Genomic DNA, 26385 nt, shown 5'->3' with positions numbered 1-26385 from the left:
CAGTTTTACGCGAATCGGCCGGCGGCGGCAAGTATAACCACCCGCTTGCCGATGAAAAAAGCCGCCCGCGCGGACGGCGGGCGGGCTGAGCGGCGAAAACGGGATTAAATAATGCGCGCGTCGGCGGCCACCGGGCTGCGTACCAAACGCACCGGCACCGATTTGGAGGTCGGGGTATGGGTGTCGTCGCCAAAGCTTGACAGCGGCACCAGCGGATTGGTTTCGGGATAATAGGCGGCGAGGTTGCCGCGCGGGATATCGTAGCTTATCGCCTTGAATCCGCAGACTTTACGGTCGACGCCGTCGTGCCATAGCGTTTCGATATCCACCCGGTCGCCGTCGGCCAGTCCCAGCGTCGCCAGATCCTCCGGATTGACAAACACCACGTCCCGCTGGCCGTAAACGCCGCGATAACGATCATCCATACCGTAAATGGTGGTGTTGTACTGGTCGTGCGAACGCAGGGTCTGTAAGGTAAAAGGCGCCGTCCGTGCGCCGATTTGCGGGAACAGCGTGTCCGGCAGTGCGGCGGCGCTGAAATGCGCCTTGCCGTCGGGAGTGTTGAAACGCAGTTCGGCGGCGGCGTTGCCCAGGTAAAAGCCCCCCGGTTGTTCGCAGCGGCGGTTAAAATCGGCAAACCCGGGCAGGGTGGCCTCGATATGATCGCGGATCAGATTATAATCGCCCGCCAGCCGCGGCCAGTCGACTTTTTCGCCGCCGAGCACCGCGTGGGCGATGCCGGCGACAATGGCGGTTTCCGAGCGCTGCAGCCCGGAGATCGGCGGGTTTACCCCTTCCGAGGCATGCACCATGCTAAAGGAATCTTCCACCGTGACGTACTGGCTGCCGGTGGCCTGCATATCCCGTTCGGTACGGCCCAGGGTCGGCAGGATCAGCGCGTCGGCGCCGGTAATCAAATGGCTGCGGTTGAGTTTGGTGGCGATATGCACCGTCAGGGCGCAGCGCCGGATCGCCTGCTCGGTGCGCGCGCTATCGGGCGCCGCCGCCGCCAGGTTGCCGCCGAGCGCAATCAGCACCCTAATTTCGCCGCGCAGCATGGCTTCCAGCGCCTCGACGGTGCTGTGGCCGGGCGCGCGCGGCGGCGTGAAGTCAAAATGCGCCGCCAGGCTGTCGAGCATGGCGGCGGAGGGCTTTTCATCAATGCCCATGGTGCGGTTGCCCTGCACATTGCTGTGGCCGCGTACCGGGCACAGGCCGGCACCCGGCTTGCCCAACTGGCCGAACAACAGCTGCAGGTTGACGATTTCCCGTACCGTGGCCACCGAATGTTTATGCTGGGTCACGCCCATCGCCCAGGTGCAGATCACCCGTTCGGCCCGGCGGTAGATGTCCGCCGCTTCCCGCAACTGCTGTTCACTCAGGCCGGACTGGCGGGTAATGTGCTCCCACGTGGTGGCGTCCACCGCCGCCAGGTAGGCTTCTACACCCTGGGTATGCGCCTGGATAAAGTCAGCGGCAAACAGCCCCGGCTGGTTGTCCGCCAGGCGCCGGCGATGGGTTTCCAGCAATGCCTTGACCATGCCGCGCACCGCCGCCATATCACCGCCCAGGTTGGGCTGGAAATAGCGCGAGCTGATGCGTCCTGATTTGGGCGTCAGCAGTTCCAACGGGTTTTGCGGGTCGGCAAAGCGTTCCAGGCCGCGTTCGCGCAGGGTATTGAAAGTGACGATACTGGCGCCGCGGTCGGCGGCGTGGCGCAGGCTGTGCAGCATGCGCGGATGGTTGGTGCCCGGATTCTGGCCAAAGACAAAAATGGCGTCCGCCTGCTCGAAGTCATTGAGGTGGATGGTGCCCTTGCCGACGCCGATACTGTGTTTCAGGCCGGTGCCGCTGGCCTCGTGGCACATATTGGAGCAGTCGGGAAAATTGTTGGTGCCGAACATGCGGCCGAACAGCTGGTAAAGATAGGAGGCTTCATTACTGGCGCGCCCGGAGGTGTAAAGCTCCAGCTGATTGGGATGGTCCAGTGCGCGCAGATGCTGCGCTATCAGGGCAAACGCGTCTTCCCAGCTTACCGGCGCGTAACGATCGGTCTGGGCATCGTAACGCAGCGGCTGGGTCAGCCGGCCCTGGTATTCGAGGAAATAATCGCTTTGCCGATACAGGGCGCTGACACTGTGTTGGGCAAAAAAAGCCGCGTCCAGCCCTTTGCGCGTGGCTTCCCAACTGACCGCCTTGGCGCCGTTTTCACAAAAACTGAAGGTACTGGTATTGTCGTCGCCCCAGGCGCAGCCGGGACAGTCGAACCCTTTGGATTTATTGACCCGCAACAGGTTACGGATATTTTTAAAGGCTTGTTTACTGTCGAAGACATAACGGGTGGTGGCTTCCAGGGAGCCCCAGCCGCCCGCGGCGCCGGTATAGGGTTTTATCGCAGGTTTAAATTTCATTATGGGTATTCGCAGGTGAATGATACGGGCTGAATGTTAAATAATCTTTAACGCCTTGCTCTTATGAAGTTAAGTTTAAGCGGTTCGGTATGTTGCGTCTAATCGAATGCGGTTATCGCAGCATAGAGCGGAACTATGGCGATCGCGGGGGCGGTCAGGGGGTGGTTATTTGTGATCCCGCTCTAAATTCCGCTCATCGGGCCGCGTTGCGGGCTGACGGCGGCGCAGGTTGACGCATAATTAACCTCTTGATGACACAACGAGATTACCCCGTATGAAAGACCTAGCCAGCCAAATCCACGGATTTGGCAAAGCGTTAATGATGCCGATTTCGGTTATCGCCGCCGCCGGTATTTTCCTCGGGCTGGCGGCGGCAATGCAGAATCCGGCGGTTACCGGCGAGGCGTTCGCCAATCTGCATTATCCGCAACTGGTTATCGGGTTTATCCGCCAGGTGGCGGGCGCCGTGTTCGCCAATCTGCCGCTGTTTTTCGCCGTGGCCAGCGCCATTGGCCTTGCCAAGGCGGAAAAACCCACCGCGGCGTTCGCCGCCGTGATCGGGTTTATCGCCATGCATGTCGGCGTCAGCGCCAGCCTGGCGGCGCAGGGCCTGACCGCCGCCACCACAACGGTGCCGGCCTTGACCGCGCACGGCATGGCCCAGAATGCGGCGTTGGTCTATTCCGCCGAATTTATTCCGATGCTGGGTATTTTTACCTATAACATGAGCGTGTTGGGCGGGGTGATCGCCGGGCTTATCACCGTGGCGCTGCATAATCGTTTTTATACCCAGGTATTGCCGACGGCGATCGGTTTTTTCGGCGGCCGACGGTTTGTACCTATCGTGACGGTGGTGGTGTTGCCGCTGGTGGGGCTCGGCCTGTCGTTTATCTGGCCCACCGTAGGCGCGGGCATTGCCTGGGTCGGCCAGCTGATTGGCAAAAGCGGCCAGTACGGTATGTTTTTATATGGCTTCGGCGAACGCCTGCTGATCCCGACCGGCCTGCATCATATTCTTAACGAGACCGTGCGTTTTACCCCCATCGGCGGCATGACGACGGTGGATAACCAGACCATCGTCGGCGCGCTGAATATCTTTAATACCGCGCTGACCCATCCCGGGCTGCTGAGCGATCAGGTGGTGCGCGACGCCACCCGTTTCCTGGCGCAGGGCAAGATCCCGGTAATGATGTTCGGCCTGCCCGGCGCGGCCCTGGCGATGTATCACTGCGCACGTCCCGAACATAAAAAACGCGTCAAGGCGCTGATGATGGCGGGCATGCTGGCGTCGTTCACTACCGGCATTACCGAACCGCTGGAGTTTTGCTTTATCTTCGTGTCGCCGGTGCTGTACTTGCTGCACGCCGCACTGAGCGGCCTGTCGTTTATGCTGATGGATATACTGCAGGTGATGATCGGCAACGTGCAGGGCGGCGCCATCGATCTGGTGGTTTTCGGCATTCTGGGCGGGGCGAAAACCCACTGGTGGTATCCGGTGATGCTGGGGGTAATCTACTTTCCTCTTTATTATTATATTTTCCGGCTGGTCATCATCCGCATGCGGGTGGAAACGCCGGGACGCGAGGCCGAGGAAGTGGAGGAACCGGCGCGTAAGGCGGTGAGCGCCGATGAGCGCGCCGGGAATATTATCACCGGCTTGGGCGGCCAGCCGAACATCGCTGACGTCGATTGTTGTTTTACCCGTCTGCGGGTGCGGGTGAAGGATATGCGCCTGGTGATCGACCGCACGCTGATGCTGACCGGCGCCAGCGGCGTGAAGCGCGTCAGCGCTAATGATGTCCAGGTTATTTATGGGCCGCAGGTGGAAAAAATCGCCCAGGACGTCAAGACCTCGCTGGGCGTGAATACCTGAGGGCCGTCCGGTGCTATTGCCGGAGGCGGGCCGCCGGCGCGGCCTGTTCCGGCATGGCATCGGGCGCGATGATGTTATACTGGTTTCCTGCGCCCCCGCCAGTCAGAATCTATGGATATTAAACAGCTTATCTATTTATGTAACCTTGAGCGTGAACGCCATTTCGGCCGCGCCGCCGAGGCCAGTTTTGTCAGCCAGCCCACGCTGTCCGCCCGTCTGAAAAATCTGGAGCGTGAATTGGGCGTGGCCCTGATCCACCGCGGCAACAGTTTTCAGGGCTTTACCGCCGAGGGGGAGCGGGTGCTGACATGGGCGCGGGAAATCGTGTCGGTGTACCAGGGGCTGAAACTGGACGTGGAGTCTCTTAAGCAGGGGCTGGAGGGGACGTTGCGTATCGGTATCGTGCCGCAGTGCGGTATTCCGCTGGCGCAGCTGCTGTATGATGCGCGTCTGAAGTATCCCGCGCTGGAGTTCCAGGTGACGGTGCTGAGCGCCGATCCGTTGCTGGAGGCGCTGACCAATCATAGCGTGGATATTGGGATCGGTTTTTTTGAACTGGGGCTGCTGGCCGAGCTGCATTATCAGGTGGCCGCCATTGCCGATCGCGGCGTTGAGCTGGTATTCCATCCGCGGCATTTTCCGCAGTTGGCCGAGGGGCGTACCCTGACGCTTGCGGAGGTGGCGGCGTTGCCATTGTGTTTGGCCGAGCCGAGTCGTTATTTCCGGCGTTATCTTGACGAGCATTTTCGCGCCGGCGGGCTGCGGCCGCATATCCGGCTGGAGAGCGCGTCGATTTTCCAGTTGTTGCAGGGGGTGTTCGCCGGCTTGGGCTGCGGGATGATGCCGCGCGGGCATTTGTTGCCGGGGATGACGCCTGAGTTGCGTTCGGCCCTGATAAGCCTGCCGGTGATGAAGCGCCAGAGCGCGATTGTGATTACGGAGGCCGGGCGGGCGACGCCGCTGGCGAGGACGTTGTTTGAATTTGCGCGGGAGTGGCTGGCGCAACGCAATTAGGGCACGGTGGTGGGGGTGTCGCTGGCGGCTTGCGGCCGGGCTTTATGGTAGTCAGGCGAGGATTTCGCTGGCGGCTTGCGGCCGGGCTTTATGGTAGTCAGGTGAGGATTTCCCCGCGTCCGGCAGATCGTGCGCCGCTGCGCGGTCCCCGGCAGCGCCGTATCCCGGCTATTGGACCGCCCGGTAGCGCTCCCGGCGCAACCGGGCTTTCGCCGCTGCCGGCGGCTTATCCAGCCGAGATGTGCGCTGCCGGCGCACTCTATGCCGGCACAACGTCAACACCATCGCCTGTTGGCAAAATAGCGCTTTGAGGTTATATGGGTTATGCACCTACCGGGAAAAAACAGTTCTGATTTTACCCAATCGCCATGGGCAGGATATTAATTCCCAACGGCTAAATGCCAATATCCAATAGCTAAGAACTAAGAACTAAGAACTAAGGACTAAGAACTAAGAACTAAGGACTAAGAACTAAGAACTAAGGACTAAGAACTAAGAGGTGGGTGCTGAGTGCTATGAGGTGAATATTTATGTCTCACTTGTGGGCCTGATATTTCGCTATGCCAATGGCCTTTCATAATAGTTAACCGTATCTTGACGCCCGATCCGATCCTAAGCAACAGCGCTGCTATCGCTTCTTAATGTGCATTGCCAACAGCGACGCAGGTCCCGGCATAAAGCGCGCTGACGTTGCCTGTGACCCCGGCATGAGCCGCCGGGAGCGGCGAAAGGCCCGGTTGCGCTGGGAGCGCAAACCGGGCCGGTGCATAACGGGGGCATGGGTGACGGAAGGCATCGCGCAGCGACGCGCGACCTGCCGGGCGCGCGGAGGTCAAGGAGGCCGTCGCGAAACGGCCGCCTTGTCGCTTGCCGGCACCCGGCGTTACATATACAGCTCAACGCATGGCAAGCGAAACCCTCGCCGGGGCGACATAAACCTTACAAGCACGCCGCCCGCGAAACCCTCGCCGGGGCGACATAAACCTTACAAGCACGCCGCCAGCGACCCCTCGCACGAGGCGACACAAACCTTACGGCATGCCATGCCATAGAATGGGCCTGGTTTTATTCGGCGTCGAGTTCGCCCATGGCGGCGATGCTAAAGCCCCCGTCCACGTGGATCACTTCACCGGTGATGCCTGAGGAGAGATCGGAGCACAGGAACGCGGCGGTATTGCCCACGTCCTCAATGGTGACCACGCGGCGGATCGGCGTGACCGATTCGCAGTGGGCCAGCATTTTCTTGAAGTTTTTAATGCCGGATGCCGCGAGGGTGCGGATGGGGCCGGCGGATATGGCATTGACGCGGATGCCCTGCGGGCCCATGGCATTGGCCATATAGCGGGTGTTGGCTTCCAGGGATGCCTTGGCCAGTCCCATGACGTTATAGTTAGGAATGGCGCGTTCGGCACCCAGGTAGGTGAGGGTCACCAGCGCGGAATTCGGGTTCAGCATAGGGCGGCAAGCTTTCGCCATGGCGACAAAGCTGTAGGAACTGATATCGTGGGCAATGGCGAAGCCTTCGCGGGTGACGGCGTTGACATAGTCGCCGTCCAGCTGGTCGCCGGGGGCAAAGGCGATGGCGTGCACAAAACCGTCAAAATTTGGCCATACGTTGGCCAGCTCGGCAAACAGCGCCTCGATGCTGGCGTCTTCGGCCACGTCGCAGGGCAGTACGATGCTGGAGCCGAGTTCGGCGGCAAAACCTTCCACCCGCGACTTCAGCTTGTCGTTCTGGTAAGTGAACGCCAGTTCGGCGCCTTCACGGTGCATCGCCTGAGCGATACCGAATGCGATAGAACGGGTGCTGGCCACGCCAGTGACCAGAATGCGCTTACCGGTAAGAAAACCCATAGCATTAATCCTTGTGATCATTATTACATGCGCGCGCCGCGTCTGTATGGCATGACGCCGGCGACGCTGCGTTTCGACGTTGATAAACCGGCGAAGTGTAACATATATCGCCGGGGGAGGTGTAGACCCCGCCGGTGCCAGCGTGACGTGACGCGCCCCGGCGTGCGCAGGCCAGGTGCGCGATCAGGCGATAACCCCGTCGCGCCGCCAGGCGTCGGCGGTCAGCGCTTCGCCGAAATGGCTGGTTATCAGGCGTTTGGTCAGGTCATGGAGCGGCGCGGCCAAAACATCGGCGGTATTGCCGCGTTCCACCACCTCGCCGTTTTGCATCACCATAATCTGGTCGCTGATATGCTTCATCATACCCAGATGCTGGGTAACATAAATATAGGCGATGCCGTGTTTGGCCTGCAGTTCCAGCATCAGGTTGATGATTTGCGAGCGCATCGACATATCAAGCGAAGCCAGGGCCTCGTCCGCCACGATAACCTTAGGCTGCAGGATCAGCGCCCGCGCCAGGCCAACGCGCTGTTTTTGCCCCGGCGCCAGCATATGCGGGTAATAAAACGCGTGATCGGGACGCAGACCAACCTGGCGCAGGGTTTTGTCTATGGCGCGCTCGCGCTCGGACGCGGGCAGATCGGTATTCAGCCGCAGCGGCACGTCAAGCAGTTGCCCGATGCGCTGCCGGGGGTTGAGGGCGTTGCTGGCGTCCTGGAAAATCATACGGATGCGTTGGCTGCGGTAGCGGTAATCGCCGAAGGTCAGGGGGTGATCGTCGATAAACAGCTCGCCGGCGGTGGGCGCCAGCGTGCCGGCCAGCATTTTGGCAAGCGTCGATTTTCCGGAGCCGTTTTCGCCGATAATCGCCAGCGTCTGGCCCTCGCGCAGGATAAAGCTGATGGGTTTAACCGCCTCGACCTGATGGCGGGTAAAGAGTCCGGTGCGATAGCGGAAGGTTTTAGTCAGGTTGCGCGCTTCCAGCAGGGTTTCCATGCTTATTGCCCCTCCATGTTGAGCGGAAAATGGCAGGCGAACCAATGGTTTTTCACCGGCACCAGGGGTGGCATCTGGATACAGGTTTTCTGGGCGTAGGGACAGCGCGGCCCCAGGCGGCAGCCGATGGGCAGGTTTTCCAGGGACGGTATGCCGCCGGGCAGGGTGTTCAGCCGGCTTTTAGGCGGCATGGAGCGGCCGAAATCGGGGATGGCGCGCATCAGCGCCTGGGTATAAGGATGATGCGGCGCGGCGATCAGCTCCTCGCAGGTGGCGCTTTCCACCGTCTGGCCGCAGTACAGCACGTTGATCCGGTTGGCCCATTTGCTCATCATCTGAATATCATGGCTTATCAGCAGGATGGTGGTGTTGTTATTCTGGTTCAGCCCCGCCAGCAGGCGGAATATCTGCGCCTGGGTGGTGGGCTCCATGGCGTTGGTCGGCTCGTCGGCAATCAGCAGCCTGGGCTGGTTGGCCAGGGCGATGGCAATCATGACCTTCTGGCATTCCCCCTCCGTCAGCTCGTAGGGGTAGCTGCCCATGATATCCTTGTGATCCTTGATGCCGACCCGGTGCAGCAGCTCGATGGCGCGGCGTTTGCGCCAGCCGGGCCGTCGCCACCAGGTGCCTTTATAGGTCCAGCCCGGTACGGCCTGGCTCAGCTGGCGGCCAATGGTTTCCGAGGGGTCGAGGCAGGACTGCGGCTCCTGGAAAATCATCGAGACGTTATGTCCGACCAGCCGCCGGCGCTGGCGCGGCGTCAACTGCAACAGGTCGATATCGTCAAAACGGAACCGGTCCGCCGTGACGCGCCAGTTATCCTTGGTGACGCCGCAGATGGCTTTGGCAATCAGGCTCTTGCCGGAGCCGGACTCGCCCACCAGGCCGCGCACCTCGCCCTCCGTCAGGGTAAAACTCACCCGGTCGACGGCTTTGACCGGCCCTTCGGCGGTCATGAATTCAATGGTTAAATTACGGATATCCAGTAACGGCATTATTCCACCCCCGAGATCATGGCGCGGCGCAGACCGTCGCCCACGATATTGACGATCAGCACGCTGGCCATGATGGCGCCGCCCGGCAGCATCACCGTCCAGGGGGCGACATAGACCAGTTCCAGGGTATCGCCCATCATCGCGCCCCATTCCGGGGAGGGCAGTTGGGCGCCGAGGTCGAGAAATCCCAGCGCGGCGATATCGAGTATCGCCATCGACAGGCAGCGGGTAAATTCAGATACCAGGACGCTGGCGATATTCGGCAGCACCGCGTAGCGCAGGATATGCATCATCGACGCGCCGTCGATGCGCACCGCCAGCACGTACTCCTTGTCCAGTTCGTCATGCACCGCGTCATAGACCGTGCGCACGACGCGCGGCAACAGGGCCAGCCATACCGCCAGCATCGCATGCTCCAGCCTGGGGCCGAGAAACGCCACCACCACGATGGCCAGCAGCAGCGAAGGAATCGACAGCAGGGTGTCCAGCACATGATTGAGCACCGCCGAGCGCAGGCCGCGGGTGATGCCCGCCAGCACGCCGAGCGTGACGCCAAATACCGAGGCGGCGATGGTCACCACCAGCGCCGAGCCGAAGGTGGGCGCGGTGCCGGTCAGCAGACGGCTTAACACGTCGCGCCCCAGGTCATCGGTGCCGAGGAAAAACGACACATCGCCATAACGCGACCAGGACGGCGGCAGCAGTTGGTAGCCGAGAAACTGCTGATCGAGCGCGTAAGGCGCCGCCACCGTACCAAACAGGCATAATAACAGCAGGGCGAGAAACCCATAGAAGCCGATCATCGACAGGGCGTCATGATAAAATATGCGCCAGATATGGCGCAGCGGGCTGGGCATGCGTTTTTCGCGGTAAATATTATCTGAGAGCATACCATTCCTTATGGCGCAGCGGGTTCGCCAGCGCGCCTACCACGTCGGCCAGCACATTGACGCAGATAACCAGCGTCCCCACCACCATCACCCCGGCCGAGATGGCGGCGTAATCCTGCTGGCGGATGGCGTTGACCAGCCAGCGCCCAAGACCCGGCCAGCTGAATACCACCTCGGTTATCATCGCCAGGGTCAGCATGGTGGAAAACTGCAGGCCCAGCTTGGGAATAATCGGCGGCAGCGCGTTATGCAGGACGTGGCGGCGAATAATGGTGAACAGGGTCAGCCCGCGGGTCGCCGCCGCTTTGACATAATTGCTGCCGAACACGTCGGCGGTGCTGACTCGCATCAGCCGGATGACCTCGGTGGTGGGCGCCACCGCCAGGGCGGTGATAGGCAAGACCATGTGCCGCAGGGCGCTGGTCAGCATTTCATGGCGGTAGGGGGAATCGGACAGCCACGCGTCGAGCAGGGCGAAACCGGTGACCGGCCTGACCTGGTAAAGCAGGTCGTAACGCCCGGAAACCGGCAGCCAGCCAAGGTGCAGGGCAAAAAACAGCGTCAGCAGCAGGGCCAGCCAGAACACCGGCATCGACAGACCCAGGAGCGCGAAAACGCTGATGCCCGCATCCTGCCATTTATTACGCGTTACGCCGGCGATAATGCCGAGCGGAATACCCACCATCAGCGCCAGGATAAACGCCAGGATGCACAGCTCAAGCGTCGCCGGGAACACGTCGCGCAGCTGTTCGCCGATGGGCTGGCCGTTAATGCTCGACACGCCGAAATTCCCGTGCAGCAGGCTGTTGAAATAATAGAGATAGGCGTCGGTCAGCGCCGCGCCGCCGAGCGGCGCGTGCGGGGTAAAATAGCTCAGGCTGAAGGCGACCAGCGTCAGCAGGATCAGGGTGATCAGCAGCAGCACCAGCCGGCGCAGGGTAAAGATAATCATGGTTTCTTTTCCTCGTTATCTTCCCGGTATACCCCGGCAAAGGAAGCGTTGCCGAAGGGGCTGAGCACCAGTCCCTTGATATCATAGCGATAAGCCTGCAGGCGCAGTGAAGACGCCAGCGGCAGCACCGGCAGCTCCTGCTCCAGCATTTTCTGCACGTTGCGATAGGTGTCCATCCGTCCCGACAGTTGCTGCGACAGCAGCGCCGCGCGCAGCAAATTATCAAACTGCGGCTGGCACCAGTGCGCGTAGTTGGTTTGGGAGCGAATGGCGGCGCAACTGAGCAGCGGCCGGAAGAAACTGTCCGGATCGTTACTGTCGGTAGACCAGCCGGCCAGGGTCAGGTCATGATTGTTGGCCATCAGCCGCGCTTCCTGGAACCGGCCCTCCACCGGCACGATGGTAAGCGTAATGCCTACCTGCGCCAAATCGGCCTGGATCAGCTCGGCGGTTTTCAGCGGACTGGGGTTATAGGACTGCGAGGCGGTCGGCACCCATAAACTCATCTCCAGGCGCTCTTTGCCCAGGGAGTGCAGGATCGCGCGCGCCTTATCCGGGTCATATTCAGTCACCTTGGCATCGTTGTCGTAAGCCCAGGAGGCGCGGGGCAAAATCGAGGCCGCGGTCTCCGCGGTGCCGTAATAAATCGATTGCATCAGGCGCTGGTTGTTGATGGACAGCGCGATGGCATGGCGCACCCGCGCATCGTCCAGCGGCGGTTTGGCGGTGTTGAACGCCAGGTAGGCGATATTCATCCCCGGGCGCAGCGTCAGGCGCAGGCGCGGATCGTCGCGCAGGATGGTCAGCTGGCTGGCGGCCGGATACGCCAGCACGTCGCATTCGCCGGTTAACAGTTTAGACAACCGGCCGATGCCGCCGGCCCCCAGGTCGATGACCACCTGCGCCATGCGCGGCAGCCCTTTCCAGTAATGGTCGTTGCGTACCAGGCGGATATACTGGCCCGCCCGGTATTCGTTCAGCATAAAAGGACCGGTGCCCACCGGCTGGCGGTCGATTTGCTCCTGGCGGCCGGCTTTGCTCAGCTGTTCGGCGTACTCCTGTGACAGCACCGGGGCGTAGTGGGTGGCGATATGCCACAGGAACGAGGCGTCCGGCGCGTTCAGGCGGAACTCCACCGTATCGTTATCCAGCTTCACCACGCTGTGCACCGAGTCGGGGAACTGCAGGCTGTCGAAGTAGGGATAAGCGCCGCCGTTGATGTCATGATAAGGATGGCGCTGGTCGAACATGCGCGCAAAGCTGAATACCACGTCGTCGGCGTTCAGCACGCGGGTCGGGGTAAACCAGGCGGTATGCTGGAAGGGCACGTTTTTGCGCAGGTGGAAGCGATAGGTGGCGCCGTTATCCAGCACTTCCCAGCTTTGCGCCAGCTCCGGTATCAGCCGGTAGGTGTAGGGGTCCACGGCCAGCAGGCGATCGTAGAGCTGGGCGGAAAGGGTATCCACCGTTAATCCGCTGCTGGCCATCTGGGGATTAAAGGTGTTCAGCAGTCCGTTGACGCAATAAACAAAACCGCTCTGACGTATATCCGGCGGCGCCGCCGCGGCGAACTGGCCGCCCAGCGTCAATAAGAGCGCCCACGGCAGTAACCGCAGGGACACCCTATGCCGGCGCCACGCGCGCCGCCATGCCGGCACAAAACACGCCTGCCAGGAAAACCATTTAATTCGCATATACGACTTACATCTCATGGGGCAATGATCCCAGTTTACCTTACTCTGCCTTGACACCCAATTCATGGCGCGAATATAGCTGACGCAACGGGTTAAAAAGCGCCAAGGCGGCGAAAAGAACCCCAATAATAGTATGGTAATGAGAATAATTATCAACAAAATGCTTTACAGACGATAGTGATAACTATTATCATCGTTTTGCTGTCAACCGACAGGCCTCGTTTGCCGGTCGTCAGCACGACATTGCTCACATTGCTTCCAGTATTATTTTAGCCAGCTTGGGTGCTGGCTTTTTTTTTGCCTGATCGTTACTCCCCGCCGCCCACCCTGATGCCGTGTTTTTTCATCATGCCGCGCAGCTGGTGATAGGTCAGCGCCAGCAGGTCCGCTGCCTGGCGCTGGTTATAACGGGCTTGCGCCAGGGCGCGCTCCACCCATAGTCGCTCCTGCTGATCCAGGGTGCGCTTCAAATCCAGCGGCAGGGACGCCGGTTCGTCCGCCGCCGGGACGGCCGTCTCCGCCGGCGGCGTTACCGACGCAAACGGATCCAGTAGGATGGCGTCCAGCGGCCGTTCGGTGGTGTCATGGCGGTAAATAGATCGCTCGACGACGTTTTTCAGTTCGCGCACATTGCCCGGCCAGCCATAATCCAGCAGGGTGCGGCGCGCACGGGCGGTAAAGCCGGGGAACAGGGGCAGCCCTATTTCCCGGCACATCTGGATGGCGAAATGCTCGGCCATCACCATGATATCCTGCGGCCGTTCGCGCAGCGGGGGCAGCGCCACCACGTCGAACGCCAGCCTGTCCAGCAGATCGGCGCGAAAGCCGCCCGTTTTCGCCAGGCGGGGCAGGTCGGCGTTGGTGGCGCAGACCAGCCGCACATCCACCTGCAGCGGCCGGCTGCCGCCGACGCGTTCCAGCTCGCCGTATTCAATCACCCGCAGCAATTTTTCCTGCACCATCATGGGCGCGGTGGCCAGTTCATCAAGAAACAGGGTACCGCCGTCGGCGCGTTCAAAACGCCCCTGGTGACGTTTTTGCGCGCCGGTAAACGCCCCGGCTTCATGGCCGAATAATTCCGAATCCAGCAGGTTTTCATTGAGCGCGGCGCAGTTCAGGGAGATAAACGGGCCTTGCCAGCGCGGCGACAGGTAGTGCAGCCGCCGGGCAATCAGCTCTTTGCCGGTGCCCCGTTCGCCTATCACCAGCACCGGCTTGGTCAGGCGCGCCAAGCGGGACACCTGCTCCAGCACCTCGAGGAAATTATTGGATTGCCCCAGCAGATTATCATGGGTCTCGGTCATGGTTAATTTCGCCAATAATTGGTAATAATATTCACTATAACTGACGCATCGGCGCCGTCAATTTTAAAAGTTATTTTAAATCAATAAATTAAATTATCAGCGCTCTTGGCACGGTAATTGTAATGATAGGGTGGTGAAGGATGACGACATCTTTCGGCCATGACTGTTTATAGAGGATCAAGCTATGGGTATTTTTTCTCGTTTTACCGATATTGTGAATGCCAACATCAACGCACTGTTGGATAAAGCGGAAGATCCGGAAAAACTGGTGCGCCTGATGATCCAGGAAATGGAAGACACCCTGGTCGAGGTACGCACCACTTCCGCTCAGGCGCTGGCGGAAAAGAAACAATTGCTGCGGCGCATCGACCAGGCTGAAACCCAGCAGGCCGACTGGCAGGGCAAAGCCGAGCTTGCGCTGGCCAAAGACAAAGAAGATCTGGCGCGCGCCGCGCTGATGGAAAAACAGCGCCTGACGACCATTATCGCCACCCTGCGCCAGGATGTTGCGGTTATCGAGGAAACCCTCGATCGCATGAAACGCGAAATCGGCGAGCTGGAAAATAAGCTCGCGGAAACCCGCGCCCGCCAGAAAACCCTGACCCTGCGCCACCAGGCCGCGGCCTCTTCGCGCGATATCCGCCGCCAGCTGGACAGCGGCAAGATTGATGAGGCCATGGCCCGCTTCGAGCAGTTTGAGCGGCGCATCGATCATATGGAAGCGGAAGCGGAAAGCGTCGGTTTCGGCAAGCAGAAATCGCTGGACCAACAGTTCGCCGAATTACGGGCGGATGATGAAATCAGCGCCCAGCTGGCGGCGCTGAAGGCCAAAATGAACCAAAGCGAATAATAAAAGCCACTTAAAGGAGCCATCATGGAAGCCGTGTCGATTGTGCTTGCCATTCCGCTGACCATTTTCATCCTGTTCGTGGCGCCGATATGGCTGTGGCTGCATTACAACAGCCGCCGCAGGCAGGGTTCGGCATTGCAGGCGCAGGACAGCCGCCGCCTGGCCGAACTCAACGCACAGGCGGCGCGCATGCAGGCGCGCATCCGGGCGCTGGAAGATATACTGGATGCCGAACACCCCAACTGGAGGCAATGATATGGCTCAACCTTTTAAACAGCCGCTGTACCTCAGGCCGGAAGAAGGCATGTTCAAAGGCGTCTGCGCCGGGGTGGCGCATTATCTGGACGTACCGGTGAAACTGGTGCGCATTATCGTGGTGCTGTCGATGTTCTTCGGCCTGTTTTTGCTGACCCTCGCCGCCTATGCCATCCTGGCCTACTGGCTCGAGCCGGCGCCGGCTGACGAAGCGCCGGCCGGCCGCTCGCGCATGCCGCCGGCCCAGCAGATCGAACTGCTGGAATTGCAGCTGCGGGACAGCGAGCAGCAACTGCGCGAGGTAGAGCGTTACGTCACCTCCGACACCTTCGGCGTGCGCAATCGCTTTCGCCAGCTGTAACGCCTTGCCGGCACTGCATGTCATGCCAAGGCGCGAAAGGGATGGCGTGCCGGGGGATACCGCGATCCTGTTACTCTTTATACTAGGATAAAGCCACTACTTTTATCGCCCGGACTTTAGGAGAATACTTGCTGCACGACCACACAGGAGGTATTTCATGCGCGTATTTCTCACTGGCGCGACCGGCTTTATCGGCGCGCGCATTGTACCCGAACTGCTGGCGGCCGGACATCATGTCCTCGGCTTGACAAGATCCGACGCCGGCGCCCAAGCCCTGGAGGCGGCCGGCGCGCAAGCCCATCGCGGCGCCCTGGAAGATCTCGACAGCCTGCGCGCCGGGGCAGCCGCGGCCGACGCCGTTATCCATACCGCATTCGATCATGATTTCGCCCACTTCGCGGCGAACTGCGAAAAGGACCGGCGTGCCATCGCCGCCTTGGGCTCCGCGCTTAAAGGCACCGATCGCCCCCTTATCATTACCTCCGGTACCGGCATGGGCGATGCCGGCCACGGCCAGCCCGCGACGGAGGATGTCTTTAACGCCAACCATCCCAATCCGCGCGTGGCGTCCGAGCTGGCGGGCCATGCGCTGCTCGAGGATGGGATAGACGTGCGCGTGGTGCGGCTTCCTCAGGTCCACGACACCGTTAAACAGGGGCTGATTACGCCCTTTATCGCCATCTCGCGTGAAAAGGGCGTGGCGGCCTATGTCGGCGACGGCGCCAACTGCTGGCCGGCGGCCCATGTGCTCGATGTGGCGAAGCTCTATGTGCTCGTCCTGGACAAGGGCAGCAGGGGCGCGCGTTATCATGCCGTGGCCGAGGAAGGGATACCGGCGCGCGACATCGCGCAATGGGTCGGCGCGGGGCTTGGCGTGCCCGTGGTTTCGCTGTCGGGTGGGGACGCGGCACCGCATTTCGGCTGGTTCGCCATGTTCGCCGGCATGGATCTGCGGGCTTCAGGCGTTTGGACGCGCCGGCAGCTCGGGTGGGAGCCGACCGGCCCGTCGCTTATGGCGGATTTGCAGCACATGGACTACTCGGTTGGCGCGGCGCCGGCCCGGAGGTGAGCTCGCCCGTCCGGCATCGGCGGCGGAAATTTGTTTGTTAGGCCATTGGGCGACATAATAGACTTCTTTCAACCAGGAGGAATATATGTTCGCTCAGGCCACGGTGCGGTTTTTTTGCTTTTTTTATGCCCCTTATCCATTGAAAGCGTTATGAGCCGGCTGCAAAATGATCTCGGCGCGTTGCTGAACCGCGGCCTGGACCGCCATTTGCGCCTGGCGGTTACCGGACTGAGCCGCAGCGGCAAAACCGCGTTTATCACCTCCTTTGTCAATCAATTGCTGATGGTCAATAACGGCGCGCGCCTGCCGATGTTTTCGGCCGTGCGCGACGGCCGTTTGCTCGGGGCCAAGCGGGTGCCCCAGCGCCATCTGGGCATTTCGCGCTTTGCCTATGACGAGGGCATTGCCGCGTTGTACGGCACGCCGCCCGCCTGGCCGGTGCCGACGCGCGGCGTAAGCGAAATGCGCCTGGCGCTGCGCTATCGTTCACGCGATTCCCTCTGGCGCCATATCAAGGATACCGGCACGCTGTATCTGGAAATTGTCGATTACCCCGGCGAATGGCTGCTGGATTTGCCGATGCTGGAGCAGGACTTCCTGTCCTGGTCGCGGCAGATGCACGGCCTGCTGCAGGGCGATAGGGCGCAATGGGCGGCGCCGTGGCTGGCGAAGTGCGCCGCGCTTGACCCACTGGCACCGGCCGATGAGCGCGCGCTGGCGGATATCGCCGGCGCCTATACCGATTACCTGCTGCACTGCAAGCGCCAGGGCCTGCACTTTATCCAGCCCGGGCGTTTTGTCCTGCCGGGCGATATGGCCGGCGCGCCGGCGCTGCAGTTTTTCCCCTGGCCCGATGTGACGGACGACGGCGAGGCACGGCTGGCACAGGCGGCAAAAACGTCCAATCTCGGCATGCTGCGCGCGCGATATCACTATTACTGCCAGGAAGTGGTCAAGGGCTTTTATAAGCAGCACTTTACCGGGTTCGATCGGCAAATCGTGCTGGTCGACTGCCTGCAGCCGCTAAACAGCGGCCCCCATGCCTTTAACGATATGCGCCTGGCCCTGACCCAATTGATGAGAAGCTTTCATTACGGCAAGCGCAGCCTGTACCGCCGTCTGTTTTCGCCTTGTATCGACAGGCTGATGTTTGCCGCCAGCAAGGCCGATCACGTCACCACCGATCAGCAGGCCAACCTGGTGTCGCTATTGCAGCAACTGGTACAGGACGCCTGGCAAAATGCCGCGTTCGAAGGCATCACCATGGACTGTGCGGGACTGGCCTCGGTGCAGGCCACGCAAAACGGCCTGGTCGATCATCAGGGCGGCGCCATTCCCGCCCTGAACGGACATCGTCTGGAAGACAACCAGCCGCTGACCTTTTATCCGGGCGACGTGCCGGCCCGTTTGCCGGGCGCCGCCTTCTGGCGCGAACAGGGATTCGCCTTCGAAAATTTCCGTCCGCGCGCCATGGACCCCGACCGGCCGCTGCCGCACATCCGCCTGGATGCGGTGATGGAGTTTTTATTGGGAGATAAACTACGATGAACGATCCCGTAAAGCCCCGTATCGATTTTCCACCACAGCCGGACAAGCCGCTGGCGCCGCCGGCGGAGCCCGCGCTGCGCGCCAAGCTCACCTTTGAGCAGTTACAGGATGCGCAGTTTCATCCGCTGACGCCGCCGGAGCAGGAGCAGGATGAGGAAGGGCGGGCGGAGCAACTGCTGGTCAACGCCCTGCGGCCGAAACGCAGTATCTGGCGCCGCATGGTCATTGCCGGCACCGGGCTGCTGGTCGTCAGCGCGGGGGCGCAGGGGGCGCTGTGGGCCGCGCGCGCCTGGCAGCAGCACGACTGGCTGGCGCTGGGCGGGCTGGGCGCCGGCGCCCTGTTTGTCCTGGCGGGCGCCGGGTCGCTGGCCACCGAATGGCGGCGGTTATATCGCCTGCGCCAACGGGCCGGGGAACGCGACCGGGCCGGGGAGCTGCTGCGCAGCCACGCGCTGGGCCAGGGTCGCGCGTTCTGTCTGCGCCTGGCCAGCCAGGCCGGAATTGACGATGCCCATCCTGCATTGCGGCGCTGGCAGGCGATGCTGCACGATACCCACAGCGATCGTGAAGTGGTTATGCTGTACGCCAAAATAGTGCAGCCGGTCATCGATGGCCGGGTGCGGGCGGAAATCAGCCGTTCCGCGGCCGAGTCCGCGCTGATGATCGCGGTCAGTCCGCTGGCCATCGTAGACATGGGGTTTATCGCCTGGCGCAATCTGCGGCTTATCAACCGGGTGGCGGCGCTGTATGGCATTGAAGTGGGGTATTTCAGCCGCATTCGGTTATTCCGGCTGGTATTGCTGAACATCGCCTTTGCCGGCGTCAGCGAATGGGTGCGCGAAGTGGGACTGGACTGGATGTCGCAGGACCTGACCGCGCGCCTCTCCGCCCGTGTTGCCCAGGGCATGGGCGCGGGCCTGCTGACCGCGCGCCTGGGCATCAAGGCCATGGAACTGTGTCGTCCGCTGCCCTGGATAGAGGGCGACAAACCGCGCCTGGGGGACTATAGGCGGGAAATTATCGGCCAGTTGAAAAGCCTGATGGAGCGTAAACCCGCCCCCTGATGCTCCCGTCCGCTGCGCCGTGGCCCGCGCCGGGCGGAAAATTTTCCATCCTGGCAACTTTTTGTGACAGATGACTTCATCCCGGACGCGTCGCCACGTATTATGTAGCCAATATTGTCATCACGGGTAAGAGGCGTACATGCGTTTGGAAGTTATTTGTCAGGACCGCCTCGGTCTGGCCAGGGAATTGCTGGATTTACTGGTAGCGCGCGGTATCGATTTGCGCGGTATTGAAATCGACCCCAGCGGGCGGATCCATCTTAATCTGACTACGCTTGAAATCGACACCTTTCGGGCGCTGATGGCGGAAATCCGCCGCATCCCCGGCGTCTGCGACGTGCATACCGTCGCGTTTATGCCCTCCGAGCGCGAGCACCGCGCGCTGGAAGCCATCCTGGCCGCCATGCCGGAGCCGGTGTTGTCCATCGACCTCAAAGGCCGGGTGGAACTGGCTAACCCGGCCACGCTGGCCCTGTTCGGCCAACGCGCCGATCAACTGCACCAACAGCCGGTAAACCAGCTGATCGGCGGTTTTAACGTCGTGCGCTGGCTTGAGAGCGGCCGGCAGGCCGCCGAAAGCCTGCGGGTGGTGATCCAGGGCCAGGACTATCTGCTGGAAATCACCCCCGTTCAGCTGACCGGCGAAGACGGACAGCCCGCCACGGTGGGCGGGGTGATATTGCTGAAATCCGCCGTGCGCATGGGACGTCAGCTGCAGGAACACGCGCCGAACGATGATAGCGAATTCAGCCATATCATCGCCGTCAGCCAGGCCATGCGCCAAACCCTCGATCGCGCCAGACGGCTGGCGATGCTGGATGCGCCGCTGTTGATTACCGGCGAGACCGGCACCGGCAAGGATTTGCTGGCCCATGCCTGCCACCTGCGCAGCCGGCGCGGCAAACACCCGTTCCTGGCGCTGAACTGCGCCGCGTTGCCGGATGATGTGGCGGAGAGCGAATTGTTCGGCCACGCCGCCGGCGCCTATCCCAACGCCCTTGAGGGCAAAAAAGGCTTTTTTGAACAGGCCGGCGGCGGCTCGGTCTTGCTCGACGAAATTGGCGAGATGTCGCCGAGCATGCAAAACAAACTGCTGCGCTTTCTTAATGACGGCACGTTCCGCCGCGTGGGCGAGGATCGTGAAATGCACGTGGATGTGCGCGTCTACTGCGCCACCCAGAAAAACCTGCTGGAACTGGTCCATAAAGGACAGTTTCGCGAAGATCTTTATTATCGCCTGAACGTGCTGACGCTCAGCCTGCCGCCGCTGCGCGACCGGCCGGACGATATCATGCCGCTGGCCGCGCTGTTTATCGCCCAGTTCTGCGATGAGCAGGGCATCCCCCGCCCGCGGGTCGCGCCCGACCTGGCCGCTATGCTTAACCGCTACGCCTGGCCGGGCAATGTACGCCAGCTGAAAAATGTTTTAACCCGCGCCATGGCCCAGCTGGACGGGGACGAACTGCGCGTCGCCGATATTGATCTGCCGGATTTCGACCTGACGCAGCCCATGGCGGAGGAAATCCTCGACGGGTCCCTGGATGAGATCAGCAAACGCTTCGAACGTTCCGTGCTGACCCGCCTTTACCGAACCTATCCCAGCACGCGCAAACTGGCCAAACGCCTGGGCGTTTCCCATACCGCCATTGCCAATAAGCTGCGCGAATACGGCCTTAGCGCCAAAAAATCCGGCGAAGAGGGCGAAAGCTGACGCCCGCGCCGCGCCGCGTAAATATCTTCATGACCTTGTGTTTGCCGGCAGGGTTGTTTAGTTTTGATTTATTATTGCTTATCTAAGGGGTCACAATGAGAGTAATGCGTTTCTATCCGGAGGCATGGCCGCTGCATACGCCGTTTGTTATTGCGCGCGGCAGCCGTACCGAAGCCCGGGTAGTGGTGGTGGAGATAGAACAGGACGGCGTCCGGGGCATTGGCGAATGCACGCCTTATCCCCGCTATGGCGAAACTGAGCAGTCGGTCATGGAACAGCTCGCCGCCGTGGTTCATCCGGTGGAACAGGATATCACCCGCGACGTATTACAGCAGCTGTTACCGGCCGGCGCGGCGCGCAACGCCGTCGATTGCGCGCTCTGGGACCTGGAACGCCAGCTGGCCGGCCAAACCCTGGCGCAAAGGGCGGGCGTGGCGCTGCCGGCAACCATCGCCATGGCGCAAACGCTGAGCATCAACGATCCGGAGCGCATGGCCGAGGCGGCGCTGGGTTACTGGCAGGCGGGGGCGCGGCTGCTGAAAATCAAACTTGACGACCGGCTTATCACCGAGCGCATGGTGGCCATCCGCGCCGCAGTGCCGGACGCCACGCTGATTGTCGACGCCAACGAAGCCTGGCAACCGGAAGGGCTGGCGTCCCGCAGCCAGCTGCTGGCGGATTTGGGCGTGGCCATGCTCGAACAGCCGCTGCCCGCAGAGCAGGATGCCGCGCTGCAGCATTTTATCCATCCGCTGCCCATCTGCGCCGACGAAAGCTGCCACACCCGCCAGCAGTTGCCCGCATTACGGGATAATTACGAGATGATCAATATCAAGCTGGATAAAACCGGCGGCCTTACCGAAGCCCTGCTGCTGGCGCAACAGGCACGGGAACAGGGTTTCGGCATTATGCTCGGTTGCATGCTGTGTACCTCGCGCGCTATCGCCGCCGCGCTGCCGCTGACGCCCGGGGCGCGGTTTATCGATCTCGACGGTCCGACCTGGCTGGCGCTGGATGCCGAACCGCACCTCAATTTCGGCTGCGGCTCCATCACCCTGGACTAAAATGGCTTCGTCTGCCGTCCGCCGCTCTTTTCGCCAAACTTTGTAAGTGAAGTCACCAATCGTGGCGGGGGCGCTGGCGGCTGGCGGGGAGGCTTATTTTGTCGCGGCGGGGGCGCATTTGCGGATGGCAAAATGGCTTATGTGGCCGCGGCGGGGGTTTCATTTGCGGATGGCAAAATGGCCTATGTTGCCGCGGTGGGGGTTTCATATGCGGATGGCAAAACGGCTTATGTGGCCGCGGCAGGGGTTTCATTTGCGGATGGCAAAATGGCTTATGTTGCCGCGGCGGGGGGTCATTTGCGGAAGGCAAAATGGCTTATGTTGCACCAGTGGGGGTTTCGCTTGCCGTGCGTGAGGTGTTCATATGTAGTGCCGGGCGCCGGCAAGCGACAAAGAGGCCGTACCGCGACGGCCTCCTTGACCTCCGCGCGTCCGGCAGGTCGTGCGCCGCTGCGCGGTGCCCGGCATCACCCATCCCGGCTTGTGGACCGCCCGGTATGCGCTCCCGGCGCAAACCGGACTTTCGCCGCTCCCGGCGGCTCATCCAGCCGTGATGCGCGCTGCCGGCGCACTCTATGCCGGCACCACGTCAACACCATCGCCTATGAGAATAACAGCGTTTTGGGGTTCCTAGCGGTATGCGCTTACCGGGAAAGGTCTCAGTATTCATTTTGCTCTAAAGTGTACAGCCTGATGGCTAATGGCTAATGGCTAATGGTTGAAAGCGTAATGCTTACTGTTAAAACTTAAGCTTAAAGTTGAATGATGACTGCAAGACTGCAAGACTGCATGTCCAACATTTCGTTGTGTCAGCTGCATTCCACAGCAATTGCATCCCATGATGGTCAATCCTATCCCGACGCCAGTCCCTATCCTAAGCAACAGCGCCGCAGTCACTTCATAAAACGCATGGCCAACAGCGACATGTGGACCGGCATAAAGCGCGCTGACGGCGCCTGTGACCCCGGCATGAGCCGCCGGGAGCGGCGAAAGGCCAGGTTGCGCCGGGAGCGCTAACCGGGCCGGTGCATAACGGGGGAACTGGCGGCGGAAGGCATCGCGTAGCGACGCGCGATCTGCCGGGCGCGCGGAGGTCAAGGAGGCCGTCGCGGTACGGCCTCCTTGTCGCTTGCCGGCGCCCGGCACTACATATGAACACCTCACGCACGGCAAGCGAAACCTTCGCCAAAGCAACATATGCCCTGGCGCACCCTCACGCACGGCAAGCGAAACCTTCGCCAAAGCAACATATGCCCTAGCGCACCCTCACGCACGGCAAGCGAAACCTTCGCCAAAGCGACATATGCCCTGGCGCGCCCTAACGCTGGCACCCTCACGCACGGCAAGCGAAACCTTCGCCAAAGCGACATATGCCCTGGCGCACCCTGACGCTGGCACCCTCACGCACGGCAAGCGAAACCTTCGCCGAGGCGACATATGCCCTGGCGCGCCCTAACGCTGGCACCCTCACGCACGGCAAGCGAAACCTTCGCCAAAGCGACATATGCCCTGGCGCGCCCTAACGCTGGCACCCTCACGCACGGCAAGCGAAACCCCCGCCGCAGCGACATCACCATGGCGACATTCATCTTCACGTAAGCCCAATATTACCAGGACGGCGATCGCCAAACCTACACAAGACGTGTTAAAGGGACACCGTGCCGATGGGGTCGAATCGGGCGTGGTTTTCCCGTCCGCTCGAACACCCATGGCAGGGTATGGCCGCCGATACCGGACTTAAAACCGGCTGGTTAAAGGATAAGCGTCTCGCGCCCGGCATTCCCATCGTAGTTCAGCAGCTCAACCAGCGCCGCCAGGTAACGATCGGTGGCGGCGTCGGCCGACACGGCGGGAAGCTCGGCGGTAATACAGGGCAGACCACGATCTGAGCACCAACTCCCGAACGAACCCGGCGTCTCGTAGCCCACGCTTGTCACCAAGGGCAGCGCCAGCCGCGCCGCCAGCCAGGCGCCCAAAGGCGATGGCACGGCCTCTTCCACGCAGGCCAGCGGCTCATGAAAAGACGCCACCCAGGCGGGGGCGAGTCGCGCCACCAATCGGCATAACGCCGCCGTTTCCGGCTCCGAGCCCGGTCCGGCGCCGGTGGACAGCAAGACATCCCGCTCCGCCGCGCTGCTGGTCCAACGGTACACCGTCTCCTCCGGTCGCCAGTTGGCGGCGGGAAAATTGCGGTTCAGGTCCACGCCGTTAGCATTAGCCCGCAATCCCAATTGGCAGCCGTCCGGATTTACCGCCAGGATCACATGATGACGCGCAGGATGGCCAAGCGTGCGCAGCGCGCACGACAGCGCCACCACGCTTGCGGTTTCGTCGCCATGGGTACCGGCGATAATCAACCCGGTATCCGGGGCTGGGGCGGCGGCCGGGAAAAAAAGCAACGGCGCGCCCAGCACCGACCGGCCGTAGGGCTCGCCCAGGGAAGGCAGCTTTCCCCGCCGCGCGCGTGGTTGAAATAACTCCATACTGTTTCCTGACCGAAAATAATACGTTACATTGATTCATCTACTTTAGCGCAAAACGTCCGGCGTTATTATCCCTGGCAGGAAAAACACCGGGAAAGCGCCGGGCCGCTCTGCACCGGTTACGATAACAAGGATAATGCCATGCCGCGTTTCAACCCTACCTTATGTGCGTCGTTTATTATCGCCCTGAGCGGCAATCTCTGGGCCGCCACGGTACCCGAAGGCACGCAGCTGGCCGAACAGCAGCACATCGTGCGCCATATCAAAGATGAACCGGCTTCCCTCGATCCGATCAAAGTGGTCGGCCTGCCCGAAGCCCAAGTGGTGCGCGATCTGTTTGAAGGACTGGTCAATGAGGACGCCAAGGGCAATCTTATCCCGGGGGTGGCGACCCGCTGGCAAACCAACGATAACCGCACGTTTATTTTCCACCTGCGCCACGACGCGCGCTGGTCAAACGGTGACCCTGTCACGGCAAATGATTTTGTCTACAGCTGGCGGCGTCTCGCCGACCCGAAAAACCTGTCCTCCTTCGCCTGGTTCGCCGAACTGGCCGGCCTGGAAAACGCAGCAGACATCACCGCCGGGAAACTTCCCGCAGAACGGCTTGGGGTCAGCGCGCCGGATGATTACACCCTGAAGGTGCAACTCAGCAAACCGGTGCCGTATTTTGCCAGCCTGACCGCCAATTTCAGCCTGTTCCCGGTGCATCGCGCCACGGTGGAAAAATACGGCAACGACTGGACCAAGGTCGGCAACCTGGTGGGCAACGGCGCCTTCGCCCTGCACGAGAGGGTCGTAAATGAAAAAATCGTCCTCACGCCCAATGAACATTACTGGGATCATCAGCATACGGTATTGACCCAGGTAACCTTTATTCCGCTCAATCAGGAATCGTCCGCCCTGAATCGCTACCTGGCCAACGATATTGATATCACCGAATCCTTCCCCAAAAACCGCTACCAGCAGTTGCTAAAGGATATTCCCGGCCAGGTTTATACCCCGGACCAGTTGGGCACCTACTATTACGCGTTCAACACCCGGCGCGCGCCCACCGACGATGTGCGGGTGCGCAAGGCGCTGTCCTATGCCATTGATCGTAAAATTATCGCCGAAAAAGTGGTCGGCACCGGCGAAAAACCCGCCTGGCATTTTACCCCGGATGTCACCGCGGGTTTCACGCCGCAGCAGAATTTCCTGCAGCGGCATTCCCAGGAAGAGCTGGACGCCGAGGCAAAAGTGCTGATGAAAGCGGCGGGCTACGGCCCGGAGAAACCGCTGACCCTGAGCCTGCTGTATAACACGTCGGAAAGTCACGAAAAAATCGCTATCGCCGTGGCCTCGATGTGGAAGAAAAAGCTGGGGGTAAACGTCAAGCTGGAGAACCAGGAATGGAAAACCTATATCGACAGCCGCAATACCGGTAACTTTGACGTGGTGCGCGCTTCCTGGGTAGGGGATTACAACGAGCCTTCCACCTTCCTGTCATTATTGACCGCCACCCATAGCGGCAATATCGCCAAGTTTAATGATCCCGCCTATGATCGCCTGCTCGCCGAGGCCAGCCGGCAAACCAATCCGCAGCGCCTCAGCGCGGATTACAATAAAGCGGAAGATATGATAGCCGAGCAAGCGCCGATTGCGCCCATTTACCAATATACCAACGGCCGTTTGATCAAACCCTGGGTGCAGGGGTATCCGATAACCAATCCGGAAGATGTGGCTTATAGCCAGACGATGTATATCCTCAGGCACTAAGTCCGCGCCGTTGCTTTATCACTGTCCGCCGCTTGGCGCATAGCCCTGTTAACCCGCTGAAGTTCTGCGGGTTATTGCTCTTCGTCGCGCTATATTATTTTGCTGGACGGCATCTGCCGTCGCCGTCAACGCCTTTTTGGGGCAAAGACGCGGACGGTATTTCTGACGGATTTTGCGGACTCCGCTTGTCGCGCATGGCCTGGAAATTCCGCGGTCTATCCCTGCGGCTTGTCCGGGTG

The 26385-nt window shown here is 61.0% G+C and carries 20 protein-coding genes; 11 read left to right on the top strand and 9 right to left on the bottom strand.

Annotated features, from left to right (window positions below; all coding sequences use genetic code 11):
• Window positions 1–104: 104 nt before the first annotated feature.
• Window positions 105–2411, bottom strand: coding sequence for an FdhF/YdeP family oxidoreductase (locus tag ACL2XN_RS05970; protein ID WP_413730473.1), 2307 nt, complete (start codon window positions 2409–2411; stop codon window positions 105–107).
• A gap of 274 nt (window positions 2412–2685) precedes the next feature.
• Here ACL2XN_RS05970 and ACL2XN_RS05965 point away from each other — a divergent pair, with 274 nt between their 5' ends.
• Together ACL2XN_RS05965 and ACL2XN_RS05960 are read left to right on the top strand one after the other, a co-directional pair.
• Window positions 2686–4284, top strand: coding sequence for a PTS transporter subunit EIIC (locus tag ACL2XN_RS05965; protein ID WP_410015193.1), 1599 nt, complete (start codon window positions 2686–2688; stop codon window positions 4282–4284).
• Window positions 4285–4395: 111 nt separating this feature from the next.
• Window positions 4396–5298, top strand: a complete 903-nt coding sequence (locus tag ACL2XN_RS05960) for a LysR family transcriptional regulator (protein ID WP_413730472.1) — start codon at window positions 4396–4398, stop codon at window positions 5296–5298.
• 1065 nt (window positions 5299–6363) lie between these two features.
• Here the strand turns inward: ACL2XN_RS05960 and fabI are convergent.
• The 7 genes from fabI to pspF form a co-directional block, all read right to left on the bottom strand.
• Window positions 6364–7152, bottom strand: a complete 789-nt coding sequence (fabI, locus tag ACL2XN_RS05955; RefSeq protein WP_410015191.1) for an enoyl-ACP reductase FabI — start codon at window positions 7150–7152, stop codon at window positions 6364–6366.
• 183 nt (window positions 7153–7335) lie between these two features.
• Window positions 7336–8148 carry a putrescine export ABC transporter ATP-binding protein SapF gene (sapF, locus tag ACL2XN_RS05950; protein WP_410015190.1) on the bottom strand — a complete coding sequence of 271 codons (813 nt, stop codon included), beginning with the start codon at window positions 8146–8148 and terminating at the stop codon, window positions 7336–7338.
• A 2-nt stretch (window positions 8149–8150) separates the two neighbouring features.
• Window positions 8151–9143, bottom strand: a complete 993-nt coding sequence (sapD, locus tag ACL2XN_RS05945; RefSeq protein WP_410015189.1) for a putrescine export ABC transporter ATP-binding protein SapD — start codon at window positions 9141–9143, stop codon at window positions 8151–8153.
• Window positions 9143–10033 (bottom strand): putrescine export ABC transporter permease SapC, encoded by an 891-nt coding sequence (sapC, locus tag ACL2XN_RS05940; protein ID WP_410015188.1) that lies wholly within the window; start codon window positions 10031–10033, stop codon window positions 9143–9145. The genes sapD and sapC overlap by 1 nt, the downstream gene beginning before the upstream one ends.
• Window positions 10020–10985, bottom strand: a complete 966-nt coding sequence (gene sapB / locus ACL2XN_RS05935) for a putrescine export ABC transporter permease SapB (RefSeq protein ID WP_410015187.1) — start codon at window positions 10983–10985, stop codon at window positions 10020–10022. Before sapB ends, sapC begins: the two co-directional genes overlap by 14 nt.
• Complete coding sequence (sapA, locus tag ACL2XN_RS05930; RefSeq protein ID WP_413723439.1) at window positions 10982–12601, bottom strand: ABC transporter substrate-binding protein SapA; 1620 nt, start codon at window positions 12599–12601, stop codon at window positions 10982–10984. The genes sapB and sapA overlap by 4 nt, the downstream gene beginning before the upstream one ends.
• 386 nt (window positions 12602–12987) lie before the next feature.
• The gene (pspF, locus tag ACL2XN_RS05925; protein ID WP_410015186.1) at window positions 12988–13983 is read right to left on the bottom strand and encodes a phage shock protein operon transcriptional activator; all 996 of its coding nucleotides are present in this window, start codon (window positions 13981–13983) and stop codon (window positions 12988–12990) included.
• A gap of 184 nt (window positions 13984–14167) precedes the next feature.
• Between pspF and pspA the strand changes: the two genes are divergently transcribed.
• The 8 genes from pspA (at window position 14168) to ycjG (ending at window position 21905) form a co-directional block, all read left to right on the top strand.
• Window positions 14168–14833 (top strand): phage shock protein PspA, encoded by a 666-nt coding sequence (pspA, locus tag ACL2XN_RS05920; RefSeq protein WP_413722801.1) that lies wholly within the window; start codon window positions 14168–14170, stop codon window positions 14831–14833.
• Between the two features lie 33 nt (window positions 14834–14866).
• Window positions 14867–15088, top strand: a complete 222-nt coding sequence (gene pspB, locus ACL2XN_RS05915; RefSeq protein WP_410016551.1) for an envelope stress response membrane protein PspB — start codon at window positions 14867–14869, stop codon at window positions 15086–15088.
• A gap of 1 nt (window position 15089) precedes the next feature.
• Window positions 15090–15449 carry an envelope stress response membrane protein PspC gene (gene pspC, locus ACL2XN_RS05910; RefSeq protein ID WP_413730471.1) on the top strand — a complete coding sequence of 120 codons (360 nt, stop codon included), beginning with the start codon at window positions 15090–15092 and terminating at the stop codon, window positions 15447–15449.
• Window positions 15450–15606: 157 nt separating this feature from the next.
• Window positions 15607–16518: an SDR family oxidoreductase gene (locus ACL2XN_RS05905; RefSeq protein WP_413730469.1), complete on the top strand. Its 912-nt coding sequence runs from the start codon at window positions 15607–15609 to the stop codon at window positions 16516–16518.
• Between the two features lie 150 nt (window positions 16519–16668).
• Entirely contained in the window at window positions 16669–18066 is a 1398-nt protein-coding gene (locus tag ACL2XN_RS05900; protein WP_413728456.1) for a YcjX family protein, read from the top strand.
• A complete protein-coding gene (locus ACL2XN_RS05895) occupies window positions 18063–19130 on the top strand; it encodes a YcjF family protein (RefSeq protein WP_413730468.1) in 1068 nt (355 codons plus the stop codon). Before ACL2XN_RS05900 ends, ACL2XN_RS05895 begins: the two co-directional genes overlap by 4 nt.
• A 139-nt stretch (window positions 19131–19269) precedes the next feature.
• Complete coding sequence (gene tyrR / locus ACL2XN_RS05890; RefSeq protein WP_413722805.1) at window positions 19270–20841, top strand: transcriptional regulator TyrR; 1572 nt, start codon at window positions 19270–19272, stop codon at window positions 20839–20841.
• Window positions 20842–20936: 95 nt separating this feature from the next.
• Window positions 20937–21905 (top strand): L-Ala-D/L-Glu epimerase, encoded by a 969-nt coding sequence (gene ycjG, locus ACL2XN_RS05885; RefSeq protein WP_413730466.1) that lies wholly within the window; start codon window positions 20937–20939, stop codon window positions 21903–21905.
• A gap of 1751 nt (window positions 21906–23656) precedes the next feature.
• Here the strand turns inward: ycjG and mpaA are convergent.
• Window positions 23657–24388, bottom strand: coding sequence for a murein tripeptide amidase MpaA (mpaA, locus tag ACL2XN_RS05880; RefSeq protein WP_413730464.1), 732 nt, complete (start codon window positions 24386–24388; stop codon window positions 23657–23659).
• Between the two features lie 141 nt (window positions 24389–24529).
• On the opposite strand from mpaA, the gene ACL2XN_RS05875 reads away from it, so the two are divergent.
• The gene (locus tag ACL2XN_RS05875) at window positions 24530–26146 is read left to right on the top strand and encodes an ABC transporter substrate-binding protein (RefSeq protein ID WP_410015177.1); all 1617 of its coding nucleotides are present in this window, start codon (window positions 24530–24532) and stop codon (window positions 26144–26146) included.
• Window positions 26147–26385: the final 239 nt, after the last annotated feature.

The sequence above is a fragment of the Sodalis sp. RH22 genome, assembly GCF_047324165.1.
Classification (GTDB): Bacteria; Pseudomonadota; Gammaproteobacteria; order Enterobacterales; family Enterobacteriaceae; genus Acerihabitans.
Note: the sequence above shows the minus strand (reverse complement) of the source record. Positions and strands in the feature narration are given on the sequence as shown.